The 12,699-nt window shown below is 61.3% G+C and carries 15 protein-coding genes; 6 read left to right on the top strand and 9 right to left on the bottom strand.

Going from position 1 to position 12,699, the window contains the following annotated elements:
- Positions 1-92: 92 nt before the first annotated feature.
- The 7 genes from A7J50_RS23190 to A7J50_RS23160 form a co-directional block, all read right to left on the bottom strand.
- On the bottom strand, positions 93-1,448 hold the full coding sequence (locus A7J50_RS23190) for a CoA transferase (RefSeq protein WP_064453899.1): 1,356 nt from the start codon (positions 1,446-1,448) through the stop codon (positions 93-95).
- 40 nt (positions 1,449-1,488) lie between these two features.
- On the bottom strand, positions 1,489-2,832 hold the full coding sequence (locus tag A7J50_RS23185) for a sensor histidine kinase (RefSeq protein WP_064453898.1): 1,344 nt from the start codon (positions 2,830-2,832) through the stop codon (positions 1,489-1,491).
- Positions 2,833-2,899: 67 nt separating this feature from the next.
- The gene (locus A7J50_RS23180) at positions 2,900-3,364 is read right to left on the bottom strand and encodes an LTXXQ domain-containing protein (protein ID WP_017139156.1); all 465 of its coding nucleotides are present in this window, start codon (positions 3,362-3,364) and stop codon (positions 2,900-2,902) included.
- Between the two features lie 145 nt (positions 3,365-3,509).
- Positions 3,510-4,187 (bottom strand): response regulator transcription factor, encoded by a 678-nt coding sequence (locus tag A7J50_RS23175; RefSeq protein ID WP_064453897.1) that lies wholly within the window; start codon positions 4,185-4,187, stop codon positions 3,510-3,512.
- Between the two features lie 7 nt (positions 4,188-4,194).
- Complete coding sequence (locus A7J50_RS23170; protein WP_064453896.1) at positions 4,195-4,602, bottom strand: hypothetical protein; 408 nt, start codon at positions 4,600-4,602, stop codon at positions 4,195-4,197.
- A 120-nt stretch (positions 4,603-4,722) separates the two neighbouring features.
- Positions 4,723-5,022 (bottom strand): YciI family protein, encoded by a 300-nt coding sequence (locus tag A7J50_RS23165; protein ID WP_015885584.1) that lies wholly within the window; start codon positions 5,020-5,022, stop codon positions 4,723-4,725.
- A gap of 1 nt (position 5,023) precedes the next feature.
- A complete protein-coding gene (locus tag A7J50_RS23160) occupies positions 5,024-5,620 on the bottom strand; it encodes a septation protein A (protein ID WP_064453895.1) in 597 nt (198 codons plus the stop codon).
- A gap of 87 nt (positions 5,621-5,707) precedes the next feature.
- Between A7J50_RS23160 and A7J50_RS23155 the strand changes: the two genes are divergently transcribed.
- From A7J50_RS23155 to rluB, 6 genes are all read left to right on the top strand, one after another.
- A complete protein-coding gene (locus A7J50_RS23155) occupies positions 5,708-6,571 on the top strand; it encodes a PHP domain-containing protein (protein ID WP_064453894.1) in 864 nt (287 codons plus the stop codon).
- Between the two features lie 13 nt (positions 6,572-6,584).
- The gene (locus A7J50_RS23150; protein WP_064453893.1) at positions 6,585-7,214 is read left to right on the top strand and encodes an L-threonylcarbamoyladenylate synthase; all 630 of its coding nucleotides are present in this window, start codon (positions 6,585-6,587) and stop codon (positions 7,212-7,214) included.
- Between the two features lie 120 nt (positions 7,215-7,334).
- Positions 7,335-8,033, top strand: a complete 699-nt coding sequence (locus A7J50_RS23145) for a segregation and condensation protein A (protein WP_169875663.1) — start codon at positions 7,335-7,337, stop codon at positions 8,031-8,033.
- 12 nt (positions 8,034-8,045) lie between these two features.
- The gene (scpB, locus tag A7J50_RS23140) at positions 8,046-9,026 is read left to right on the top strand and encodes an SMC-Scp complex subunit ScpB (protein ID WP_064453891.1); all 981 of its coding nucleotides are present in this window, start codon (positions 8,046-8,048) and stop codon (positions 9,024-9,026) included.
- A gap of 126 nt (positions 9,027-9,152) precedes the next feature.
- Positions 9,153-9,344, top strand: coding sequence for a DUF1289 domain-containing protein (locus A7J50_RS23135; protein ID WP_005790815.1), 192 nt, complete (start codon positions 9,153-9,155; stop codon positions 9,342-9,344).
- Positions 9,345-9,488: 144 nt separating this feature from the next.
- Positions 9,489-10,736 carry a 23S rRNA pseudouridine(2605) synthase RluB gene (gene rluB / locus A7J50_RS23130; RefSeq protein ID WP_064453890.1) on the top strand — a complete coding sequence of 416 codons (1,248 nt, stop codon included), beginning with the start codon at positions 9,489-9,491 and terminating at the stop codon, positions 10,734-10,736.
- Between the two features lie 190 nt (positions 10,737-10,926).
- On the opposite strand, the gene A7J50_RS23125 is transcribed toward rluB, so the two are convergent.
- Together A7J50_RS23125 and A7J50_RS31695 are read right to left on the bottom strand one after the other, a co-directional pair.
- On the bottom strand, positions 10,927-11,886 hold the full coding sequence (locus A7J50_RS23125) for a hypothetical protein (protein WP_064453889.1): 960 nt from the start codon (positions 11,884-11,886) through the stop codon (positions 10,927-10,929).
- Positions 11,887-11,959: 73 nt separating this feature from the next.
- A complete protein-coding gene (locus tag A7J50_RS31695) occupies positions 11,960-12,097 on the bottom strand; it encodes a hypothetical protein (protein WP_003175756.1) in 138 nt (45 codons plus the stop codon).
- Between the last annotated feature and the right edge of the window lie 602 nt (positions 12,098-12,699).

Raw genomic sequence — 12,699 nt, 5'->3', positions numbered from 1 at the left:
CGAGCAAGCCCGCACCCACATTTTGACCGTATTCCAAAGGATGTACTCGGTAAAGTGTGGGAGCGGGCTTGCTCGCGAAAGAGGTTTTCAAATCACCACTGTGGCCGATGCGACCCCAATTCCCCCGCTGGCAAATCCCACTGCAAAGGCGTGCCACTGATGGTCACCGGCGCGAGCAAACGATGGGCCTGGCCCCAGGCCGTTTGCTCCACCACCACACCCTGATCGCCCGCGTCTTCAGCCCGCAACGCCGGTTGCTCCGGCACTTGCCCGGCCTCCACCAACAGCTTCGCGGTGCGTGCCAACGACAACCGCGCCGAACCGCCACGCCCGGTTTTCAAGCGCTCGCTTAACGCCTGAATCGCACTGGCCGCCATCAAATACCCGGTGGCGTGATCCAGCGCCTGCAACGGCAGCGGCACCGGCACCGGTTTATCCGACTGTTTCCAGGCCATGCCCGCGTCAGCAATCCCGCAGCTCATCTGCACCAGGCTGTCGAAGCCGCGACGATTACGCCATGGGCCGCTCCAGCCGTAGGCATTGAGGCTTACGTCGATCAAGCCGGGGGCGAGGGTTTGCAGGTCATCGGCGCAGTAGCCGAGTTGCTCCAGGGCATCGGCGCGGTAGCCGTGGAACAGAATGTCGGCCTCTTTGAGCAGGCTTTCGAAAATCTGCCGGTCCTGGGGGCTTTTCAGGTCCAGGCGAGCGCAGCGTTTGCCCAGGGTCATTTCCGGCACCACGCCCGGCTCGTTCCAGCTGGGTGAGTCGATGCGCAGGACATCGGCGCCAAGGCCGGCGAGGAAACGACTGGCCACGGGGCCGGCCAGTACGCGGGTCAGGTCCAGCACCTTGATGCCGGCCAACGGCCGCGCCACGGAACCGAGCCAGGGTTTGTCGGCCGTGGCATCGAAGGTCCGGCGCTGCACCAGGTCCTGCGCATTGACCGCCAACCCCTGCGGATGGGTTTGCCAGGCCTGCCACGAACGCATCTGCGCTGCGCAGCCGCCTTCATCGACAATCGCCTGTTCCAGTTCTGCCGCGTTCCACGTTGCGACGTGGCTGGCCATCTCGGCACGGTCATTGACCTTGCCGAGTACGCGCTCGGCGGCCGCGCGGTGATGGGGCGCATTGGTGTGTAAACGAATCCAGCCATCGGCGCAGGCATAGTCGCCGGCGACCGGGTCCCACAGCGGCGGTACTTGCCAACCCACCGGGCGAATCGAGGACGAGAACCAGAAGGAGGCTAGGCGCCGGTCCACGCTGACGCTGGGCAAGCGCCCGGTCTGCTGCTGAATAAGTTGGGCGACGGCTTGGCCGGCGGCACCGAGACTGGCGGCCGCCAGTTCGGTCACGGCGAAGGTCGAGGGCAGGGCGCCGGCTTCGGTAAAGGTCAGCGCGACTTGCGGTAAATCGAGTGCGGCTTGGATGGGAGTCAGCAGGTCAGTCATCAAAGGCCCTCCGTAAGAGAAGGGCCACTATAGAAGATCCTCACACGGGTGTGACAACTCCGGGCACCAGCGGCAGGTCGATGCTGGCGATAAAACCGCCGTCGGGGTGATTGGCCAGGATCAGGCTGCCACCATGGCGCTCTGCCGCGCGCCGCGCAATCGCCAGGCCCAGGCCGTGGCCTTGGGCCGTCTGGCCGGGCGCGCGGTAGAACGGTTCGCCGAGTTGGCTCAGGTGTTCGGCGTCAACGCCTTGGCCATGGTCGCGCACGCTGATCAGAATGCGCTCGCCCTGGCGTTGGGCCTTCAATTCAATCGGCTGGCCTGGCGGGTTGAAACGTTGGGCGTTGCGCAGCAAGTTATCCACTGCGCGTTCGATCATGGTCGGCCAGCCCTTAAGGTGCAGCTCGTTGTCAGCCGACAGCTGCACCGTCTGGTCCGGGGCACCGAGTTGGGCGTCCTTTTGCAGGGTTTTGAGCAGTGGGTTGAGGTCCACCTCTTCCGCACTGGCGTTGTCGGCATCGACGCGGGCCAATACCAGAATTTCGCTGATCAGCGCTTCCAGGCGGTCGCATTCGCGGGTCAGGCGCGGCCAGAGCTTTTCCCGTTCTTCGGGGCTGGCGCGTTCGGCCAGGGCCAGGGCGATGCGCAAGCGGGCCAGTGGCGAGCGCAGTTCGTGGGACACGTCCCGCAGCAACTGGCGCTGGCTGCCGATCAGGCTTTGCAGGCGCGCGCCCATGCGGTTGAAGTCAGTGGCCAGCACGCCGAACTCATCGCGCCGGTTAGCCAGCTGCGCCAGGCTGTTCTGCTGGTAGGTGGCTTGGCCAAGGTCATGCACCGCGCCGCGCAGTCGGCTGAGCGGGCGGGTAATGGACAGCGTCACCAGCAAACTGAACAGTGTCAGCACCACCAGCGCAATCGCCAGCGCGCTCAAGGGCCAGGTCAGGCTGCTGCGGTGCCATTCGTCGAGTTCCGGGTGCGGAATGCGGTAGATCAGCAGGTAGGTGTCGCCGGTTTTTTCACTGGTGTACTCGGCGGTCAGCCGGCGCCAGGGCAGGTGGCCGTCCTTGCTGTCATTCTGCCGAGCTTCGAAGGCGGCGGCGCGCTTCGGGAAGGTGCCACGCACTACCGGCTCGCCGCTTTCATTCAGCACTTGCACGTCGATGTGATACTGGCGCTTGCGCTGTTGCAGTAAGTCCTGGGCGGCGTCTTCGCCTTGCGCTTCGTAGAGTTGGGTCCACTCTTGCGCCAGGTTGTTGAGGCCGGGGTGGCGGCTGAGAATCCAGGCGTCCTGGTTGAGCATATGCCCAAGCAGGATCGACAACCCGGCAACCAAGGCGATGGCCAGCCAGAAACTGGCCAGGATGCGCCAGAACAATGAACGCACAGGAAACCCTCAAACAGGAAAAGCCCAGCGGCGAGGGCCACTGGGCTGGGTAGGTAACGCTAGAGCATTATTGCGCTTTTTGCGGCTGTTGCGCTTTCCAGGCCTGGAATTCCTTCCACTCGGCGCGGCGCTCGGCCTGTTTCTTGACGATCTCGTCGAATTTCTTCTGTTGATCGGGTTTCAGCACGGCACGGATGTCAGCCTGGGTTTTCTGTTTGCCGGCGGCGATTTCATCCTGCATGGCTTTCTGGTCAGCGGCTGGCAGTTTGTCCAGGTACTTTTTGACCAGGTCTTTGCGGGCGTGCCATTGGTCACCCATCAATTTGCCGATTTGCTGGCGCTGTTCCTTGGTCAGGTCCAACTGGCTGAAGGGGCCGCCTTTGCCACGCGGACCGTGTTCACCGCCGTGGCCCGGGCCACCCATCATGTGGCCTTCTGGGCCGCCCATCGGGCCTGGGCCTTCTGGCATAGCGGCCATGGCAACGGTCGGCAGGGCAGCGGCGAACATCAGAGCGATAAGGGTCTTGCGCATGGTGATTCTCCTGTCTCTATTCCGGTGAGTCCGGATGTGAGTAGATTACGGAGATCAAGGTCAGCGGCGGTCAGGGGACGGTAAAGCTTGGGTAAAGAGGGGTTTGGGGGGAACTGACAAAACTGGGAGCCACAGGCTCCCGATTTCAGAGGCTGTAGTAATAGCCCCGGCTACGCAGTGCCACGATCCGTGGCCGGCCATCCGGGTGCGGGCCGATTTTCTTGCGCAGGTTGCTGACGTGCATGTCCAGGCTGCGATCGTAAAGGGTCAGCTTGCGGCCGAGGGCGATCTGCGCCAGTTCCTGCTTGTCCAGCGGTTCGCCGGGCTGGCGCAGCAAGGCTTCCAGCAGGCGGCTTTCGGAGACGGTAAGGGCAAATTCCTGCTCATCGATGGTGACCACGCCACGCACCGGGCTGAAGCACAGATCACCCAGTTCCAGCTGGCTCGACACGGCAGCCGGGTGGCTGCGGCGCAGCACGGCGCGCAGGCGGGCGGTGAGCTCGCGTGGGTCGCAGGGTTTGGCCAGGTAATCGTCCGCGCCCAGTTCCAGGCCGAGAATCCGGTCCAGTGGCTCGCCTCGGGCCGAGAGCATCAACACCGGCAATTCCGGGTGGTCGCTGCGCAATTGTTTGAGCAACTCCAGGCCACTGCCATCGGGCAGCATCACGTCGAGTACCACCGCCGCGGGGGCGCTGTCGGCCAAGGCTTTGCGGGCGCTCAAGCCGTCGTGGCAGGCGCGCACCTGGAAACCTTCCTGGCTTAGCCAACTGGTCAGCAGCTCGCAGAGCTCCTGGTCATCATCTATCAGTAACAGCTCGCTCATGACTCACTCAATTTAGCCATTGTCGACGGCGACGGTGCCCACCGCTGGCGAAGATCCCGCACAGCAACGCGATCAGTGCGACGGCACCGCCGGTGACAAACCACTGCTGTTGCTCGGTCAGCCATCGGGTCAAGGTGCCGCCCTGTGTTTCTTTGAGTTGCTGGGCCAGGCGTTGGTTCTCCTGACGCAAGCGACTCAGTTGGGCGCTTTCACGCGCAGTATCTGCGCTTTGCAGTTGTTTGCTCAGTTCTTCACGCAGCCGTTCGCTTTCTTTCAAGCGTTGCTGCAACTCGGTGATCTGGCTGCCGGCACTCAAGGACAGGGGCGTGGAGCTGCCGGTGTTCGAGGTTTCTTCAGCGTGGGCGGTAGCCCCGATCATTAACACTGCCAACAAACACAACTGACGTAAGCGCATCGGAACTCCTGATTCCACACGAATATTCAGAACGTTGTCGGCAGGTTACCGAGAATAATGAGCAATTAGGAGCGCGCCGAATGCAATTGGTTCGGCGCGATCCAGCTCACGAACGGTAGGTCAAGGCAGGACTTGCTTGAACGGCTTTATCACCACGTCAGCGTAGACGCCCGCCGCCACATACGGGTCGGCTTTGGCCCAGGCCTGGGCGTCGGCGAGGGAGGCAAATTCGGCGACGATCAGGCTGCCGGTGAAACCGGCGTCGCCCGGGTCATTGCTGTCCACTGCCGGATGTGGGCCAGCCAGTACGATGCGGCCTTCGGCTTGCAGCTGTTTCAGACGCTCGACGTGAGCCGGGCGTACAGACAGGCGTTTTTCCAGCGAGTTGGCAACGTCGGTAGCAATGATGGCGTAAAGCATGTCAGTCCTCGGTTTTTGGCGTAGTAGAGTCAGTGTCATGCAGGTGGCGCGACAGGTAGATACCCTGGCCGACCAGGAACAAGACGGTCATGCCCAGGCTGCCGAACACCTTGAAGTCGACCCAGTAGTCCTGGAAGGTAAAGGCCACGAACAGGTTGGCGGCGCCGCAGAACAGGAAAAACACGATCCAGGCCACGTTCAAACGCGTCCATACCGGTTCGGGCAGGGTCAGTGCGTGGCCCATGATCCGCTTGATCAACAGGCGGTCACCGATGAAATGGCTGCCGATAAACGCCAGGGCGAACAGCCAGTTCACCACCGGGGCTTTCCATTTAAGGAAGGTTTCGCTGTGGAAGGCCAGGGTCAGGCTGCCGAAGACCAGGCAGGCAACCAGGGTCAGCCATTGGCTTTTCTCGAGTTTGCGCTGGGAGATGAAGATGGCGCCGTAGACCACTACCGAGCTGATGATCAGCACGGCGGTGGCACTGTAGATGCCCCCGATTGTCAGCTCATGGCCGGCGAGATCGATGACCCTGGGGTCGAGTTTGTAAACGATGAAAAACAGCAACAGCGGGATGAAGTCGATGAATTGTTTCACAGTAAGAGCCAGAAGCTGGATGTGGCGGCATAATAACAAACATCCTTGGTAGCGAAAGCGCCAGCTGACTTGAGGTTACACACTTCCGTGAATGTTGATTTGCACTGCCACAGCACGGCCTCCGACGGCGCCCTGGCGCCCGCGGTACTGGTTGCGCGTGCGTTTGAAAAAGGCGTGCGAGTCCTTTCGTTGACCGACCACGACACCCTCGAAGGGCTCGATGAAGCCCGCGAAGCGGCCCATGGCCTGGGTATGCAATTGGTTAACGGCGTGGAATTGTCCTGCACCTGGGGCGGCGCCACCATTCATGTGCTCGGCTACGGCTTCGATCAAAACGCCCCGGCTTTAGTGGCAGCCATTGCTCAATTGCACGATGGCCGCTGGCTGCGGTCCGAAGAAATAAGCCGCAAGCTCAGCCTCAAAGGCATGCCCAATGCGCTGGACGGCGCCCGCGCCATCCAGCAAGAACTGGGTGACAGCGGCAACGCACCGGCCCGGCCGCACTTTGCCGATTGGATGGTGCGTGAAGGTTTTGTCAAAGACCGCGCCGAAGCCTTTCGTAAATGGCTGGGGGCCGGCAAGTTGGGCGACGTCAAGCAACACTGGCCGACGCTGGAAGATACCGTCGGGACCCTGCGAGCCTCCGGGGCCTGGGTCAGCCTGGCGCATCCCTGGCATTACGATTTCACCCGCAGCAAGCGCCGCAAGCTGATTGCCGACTATATTGGAGCGGGCGGCCACGCAATTGAAGTGGTCAACGGGCATCAACCCGCCGAACAGGTGGGTAGCCTGGCGATTCTTGCGCGCGAATTTGGTCTGCTGGTCAGCGCCGGCAGTGATTTTCATGGCCCAGGCGGCTGGTCCGAGATTGGCGAATATCGCCAGGTCCCGGACGACCTGCCGCTTTTGTGGGGGCGATTCAAGCATGACCCCATTATTGCCACCGTCTGAACAGGTAGAACACGTGAGTCAATTCTTCCAGATTCATCCGGAAAACCCTCAAGCGCGCCTGATCAAACAGGCCGTGGAGATCATTCGCGCCGGTGGCGTGGTGATCTACCCAACGGATTCGTCCTACGCCATTGGTTGCCAGATCGGCGACAAGAGCGCGGTAGAGCGTGTAAGACGCCTGCGTGACCTCGACAAGAACCACAACTTCGCGTTGATCTGCAGCGACCTGTCCCAGTTGGGCCTGTTCGCCAAGGTCGACACCGGCACGTTCCGCCTGCTCAAGGCCCACACGCCGGGGCCCTACACGTTCATTCTGAATGCCACCCGCGAAGTGCCGCGCCTGTTGCTGCACCCGAAGAAGCGCACCATCGGCTTGCGGGTGCCGGAGCACCCGATTGCCCTGGCATTGCTCGCTGAGCTGGGCGAGCCGTTGATGAGTGTGTCGTTGATCTTGCCCGGTGAAACCGAGCCGCTGTACGACCCGCACGAAATGCGCCGCCTGCTGGAAAAACACGTCGACCTGATCATCGACGGCGGCTACGGCGGCAACAAGGCCTCCACCGTGATCAACCTCGCTGACGGTGAACCGGAAGTGGTGCGAGTGGGCTGCGGCGACCCAACGCCATTCATGGTCGAGGCCTGAATGTCGGTCGCGGAAACCGTCGACAGCCAGGCCGGTGCCCAGCAGGAACTGCCATTTGCCATGGTCTACGGCCAGGCGGTCATGGAAATGCCGCTGGACTTGTATATCCCGCCCGATGCACTGGAGGTCTTCCTTGAAGCCTTCGAAGGCCCGCTGGACTTGCTGCTGTACCTGATCCGCAAGCAGAACATCAACATCCTCGACATCCCGGTGGCGGAAATCACTCGCCAATACATGGGCTATGTCGAGCTGATGCAGTCGGTGCGCCTGGAGCTGGCCGCTGAATACCTGGTGATGGCCGCCATGCTGGCCGAGATCAAGTCGCGCATGCTGTTGCCGCGCTCGGAAACCATCGAAGCGGAAGAAGACGACCCGCGCGCCGAACTGATCCGCCGCCTGCAGGAGTACGAACGCTTCAAGGCGGCCGCCGAAGGCATCGACGGCTTGAGCCGCGTTGGCCGTGATGTGGTGGTGCCCAAGCTCGACGCCCCGGAAGCCCGGGCGCGCAAGTTGTTGCCGGACGTCAGCCTGGAGGAGTTGTTGATGTCCATGGCCGAGGTGCTGCGCCGTGGCGACATGTTTGAAAGCCACCAGGTCAGCCGCGAGGCCTTGTCGACCCGTGAGCGTATGAGTGATGTGCTCGAACGCCTCAAGGGCGGCGGCTTTGTGCCGTTTGTTGAGCTGTTTACCAAAGAAGAAGGGCGCCTGGGGGTGGTGGTGACCTTTATGGCGATCCTTGAACTGGTCAAGGAGTCCTTGGTCGAGCTGGTCCAGAATGAGCCTTTTGCGGCTATCCACGTGCGGGCGCGAGCCGAATAAAGAGCTGAATCGATGAATTTGACTGAACCCCGCGAACTGGCCCCGTTGCTGGAAGCCTTTCTCCTGGCCTCGGGTAAACCGCAATCCCTGGAGCGCTTGTTCGAACTCTTTGAAGAGGCTGAACGTCCTGAGCCGCCGGTGTTCAAGAAGGCGCTGGAGATTTTGCGCAAGTCCTGCGACGGCCGCGCCTTTGAGCTGCGCGAAGTGGCGTCGGGTTATCGCCTGCAGATCCGTGAGAAGTTTTCCCCGTGGGTCGGCCGCTTGTGGGAAGAGCGCCCGCAGCGTTATTCGCGGGCGATGCTCGAGACCATGGCGCTGATCGCCTATCGCCAGCCGATCACGCGCGGCGAAATCGAAGATGTGCGCGGCGTGGCGGTCAACAGCCATATCGTCAAGACGTTGCTGGAGCGCGAGTGGATTCGTATCGTCGGTTACCGCGATGTGCCCGGCAAACCGGCGATGTTCGCCACCACCAAAGTGTTCCTCGACCATTTCAACCTGAAAAACCTCGACGACCTGCCGCCGCTGGCTGAGCTGCGCGAGATGGAGCCGGACCCGGTGCTGGACTTCGACGACGCGCCGGTCCCCGCCAGCCTGCAAGAGCTGGCCGACGCCACGGCCGAGCCGGAAGAGCCGAAGGACGAAACCAGTTTCCACACCTTGTTGCTGGAATTGGACGACATGGAGCAGGGAATCAAGACCGACTTCGACGACTTGTTGCGGGATGGGGCTGCCGAGCCTGAAACCCAGGTGAACGTTGAAACGGTGCCTGAGGTCGACATTGAAGTTGAGTCTGAGCCCGGGCCTGAGGTCGACATTGAAGTTGAGCCTGAGCCTGAGCCTGAGGAAGACATCCTCGGTGTCGCCGAGGCCCGTGAGAAACTCCTGGCTGCCGTCGCCGCCCTCGAACAACCGCCGTTGAGCGACGAGGAAGACGAAGCCCGGGCGCTGGCTGAGGCCATCGAGGCCGAGCGGCGTCAGTTCGAAGACTGACGCCGCGTCAAAATGTGGGAGCTGGCTTGCCTGCGATACAGGCGACTCGGTCTTTGTGTTTCACCGAGGTGACGCCATCGCAGGCGAGCAGCTCCCACAGAAAACCCGTTGCCTGGGAGGATTCAAATGAGTTCAACCAAAGACCCCTGCATCAGCATCTGCAAGTTCAGCGATGACATCTGCGTCGGCTGCGGCCGTAGCAAGCGCGAGATCCGCGCCTGGAAGAAACTCGACAAGGTCGACAAACGCACGGTTTTGGCCGAAGCCGAGCTGCGCCTGCTGGCGCTGGGCGCCACCGGTCGGCGGAAAAGCAAATGACTGCGCCCTAATCGACTAGTCTCTGATGCGCAACGCGCGCCATGCGCGTATGATTCGCGACCCTTTGGCGAGGTATTCGCCCAAAGCCCCGCTTTCAACACTCTTCAGGCCACGCCTGAATCGACCCACCGGGAGGTGCTTAAGATGAACGACCAAGACCAGAACGACAGCCAGGAAATCGGCCCAGCAGGTGAAAAACTGCAAAAGGTGCTGGCACGTATCGGCGTGGGCTCACGCCGCGACGTCGAAGCCTGGATCACCCAGAAGCGCATCAAGGTCAACGGCGTTGAAGCCACCCTTGGCCAGCGCGTCGACCTGCACGATGCAATCACCATTGATGGCAAGGTCATCAAGCGTGAAGAGGCCGCCGAATCGGTGCGCCGCGTCATCATGTACAACAAGCCCGATGGCGAGATCTGCACCCGTGACGACCCGGAAGGCCGTCCGACCGTGTTCGACAAGATGCCTAAGCCCAAAGAAGGCCGCTGGATCAACATCGGTCGCCTGGACATCAACACCACCGGCTTGCTGATGTTCACCACTGACGGTGAACTGGCTAACCGCCTGATGCACCCTTCCTACGAGATGGACCGTGAATACGCGGTGCGTGTACGTGGCGAAGTCGATGACGAGATGATCGAGCGCTTGAAAGCCGGCGTAGTCCTTGAAGACGGCCCGGCCAAGTTCACCGACATCAAGCAGGCGCCAGGTGGCGAAGGTTTCAACCACTGGTACCACTGCGTGGTGATGGAAGGCCGTAACCGTGAAGTACGTCGCCTGTGGGAATCCCAGGGCCTGGTGGTCAGCCGCCTGAAGCGCGTGCGTTTCGGCCCGGTGTTCTTGAACTCCGACCTGCCGATGGGCCGCTGGCGCGAAATGAGCCAGTACGAAGTTGACATCCTCAGCGCTGAAGTTGGCCTGACGCCGGTCGCGATGCCGCAGATGAACGCCAAGAGCAAAGACAAGCTTGAGCGTATGCAGCGTAAATCGTCGCGCCCTGTGGCCCGTACCGAACGCGTTGCCCGTACCCTGCGCCCGGCGCTGAATGCACCGGCCACCGGCGGTCGTATCTCCCGTGAGCCGCAGATCGAAGGCGAGCGCCGCCCAACCGCGCCGTCCCGTCAGGAAGGCGAGCGTGCTCCACGCGCACCGCGTCCAGCGGGCCGTGGCGAAGCGCCAACCGGCGGTCGCGGTAACCGTGGTGAAGCAGGCCGTGGTGCTCCGGCATCCGATCGCCCAGCCGACAGCGCCAACACCAAGCGTCCAGCCAAGCCAGCGCCGAAAAAGCGCCCAGGCCTGAAACTGGTTGCGGACGAGCCGTCGGGCAAGCGCCGTGGCGCCCCGGCCGGTTCCGGCCAGCGCCCGGGTTTTGGTCGCAAGAAGCCGCAGTGATGTAAGTGCTGCACAAAAACGCCAACCTTAGGGTTGGCGTTTTTTTTTGCTCTGAATTTGCAATGCGATCAACTGTGGGAGCTGGCTTGCCTGCGATGGCGGTATATCAGTCGACAAATAGATAGGCTGACCCACCGTCATCGCGGGCAAGCCCGGCTCCCACAGGGATCTCTGTGATTCTGACGCTGCTCTAGAACGCAAAAGTCCCGTCAAACACCGGCTTGTCATCCAGCGCCAACACCCCGCTGGCAAAGATCAGGTCCAAGTGATGGCTGCCTTTCTGGCCACCGCCCAACCCCAGGTGCAAACCGCAATGGCGCTCCTCGAAGCCTGCATTGCGCGCATACAAATCCTTGACCCCTTCATTGGTGCCAATCCCCAACTCCTCCACACGCCGGTTGGACGGGTTGGCGTTCAGGTATTTGTTGAAATCCTCTGCCAGCCCCGGCACGTCGCTGGCCACGCTGCAAATCGTCGAATTCTCGATCCACAGTTCCAACGGTGATTGCAGCACGCCGTATTTGCGCGCAAACGGGATGGTGCTGAGGAAGGTGCCGACAAACCGCACCTGGCCATTGATGGCTTCGCTGTGGGTGGCGATTTCGCCCGGCGCCAGGTCGTGGTTGCCGACGCCGTTGATGTTGGTCCACTTCTTGATGCTGCTCATCGGCGCTTCAAGGCGTGAGCCGTGTTTGTCGGTGAAGCTCAGCACATTGGCTTGGGACATGCGGCGGATCAGCGTGGCGTTGAGGTCGGCAATGCGCTGCGGCTCGACGCTGAAGGTGTCGTAGAAGTAGTCGCCGTAATCCTTGAACAGCAGGGATTTCTTCCAGTGCTCCGCCATCACGCCTTGCAGGGCGCGGATAAAATCCGGGCCTTCGGCGCGTGGGTTGGGCAGGGTCGAGGAATCGTAGAGAAACAGGTACAGGTCGCAGGCTTCGATGGCCTGGGCCAGGGTGTCGCTGGCGGCCAGGTCCAGGCGCTGCACCTGGAAATTGAATCGGGCGGCACTGCCGTGGGTAATTGCCTGGGCGATGGCGTCGTAGCGTTCGGTATGGCCCAGTAGCACGGTAGGGCGGCTCAGGCCGTTGAGGGCCGGGTGGTGCGCGAGGTAGTAGAGAAAGTGTTCGACGGCGCGGGCCTTGTCCATGACGGGTGTCCTTCTGTGCCTTGGGTAAGGGGGCAGGTGCCGTGCACAGCACCTGCCGGATGCCTGCCGGGTGTTAGAAAGGCCACATCGCGGTGCCAAACGGCACAACGGCATCGGCTTGCATCATTTCAACGGCGGCCTCATGGGTCGGCGCTTCAAACCAATCGTCGAGTTGCAGTTCGGTTTCCAGGTCGTTTTCCAGTGCTTGCATGGTGTATCTCCTAGAGGACGTTGTTTGAGAACGGCTTGCCAACGGGCTTCGCTGGCAAGTGAAAGAACCTAGGAGAGTGTGTTTCGGAATGCAAAATATTTATTGACACGGTCTCATTTGGACTTTTTCTTCTGTTTTTTTGACGCTGTCTTTTATTCAGAAAAAACAACGGACTGGAGCGGGTAAACGACCGGAAATTTCCCACTGACATTTTTCCGTTTTCAGACAGTTGAAGCTTGGCTGTAACGCTTATTTTCCGTGCTGTAACGATTAATTTACGAGAAAGGCGCGCAATGATTGAGGCGTGAGAGGCTGTAAGGAATGCCTGACAGATTGTCACAGGCGTCTTCCGGGGTCGGCCCGAAGCTGTCGAGCGGTGTACAATGCGCCGCGTTTTACTGTGACCCCCTTGCGTACCTACGCAAAAGGCCAAGACCTCAGGGTTTACCCACCCTGATCACTCCGCCTGGCCACGAGCCGGACGGGTTCGATTTCGTCACAGATAAAAACAAACAGGTGACGCATGACCGTTAGAAAGACGCTGTACTCCTGGTGCCTGCGCTGGGGTTTGAGCAGCGCTGCTTGAGTCGAGACTCAAGGCA

This window comes from Pseudomonas antarctica (genome assembly GCF_001647715.1).
GTDB lineage: Bacteria > Pseudomonadota > Gammaproteobacteria > Pseudomonadales > Pseudomonadaceae > Aquipseudomonas > Aquipseudomonas antarctica_A.
The sequence above is the reverse complement of the archived record's forward strand: the minus strand, read 5'-3'. Positions and strand labels throughout refer to the sequence as shown.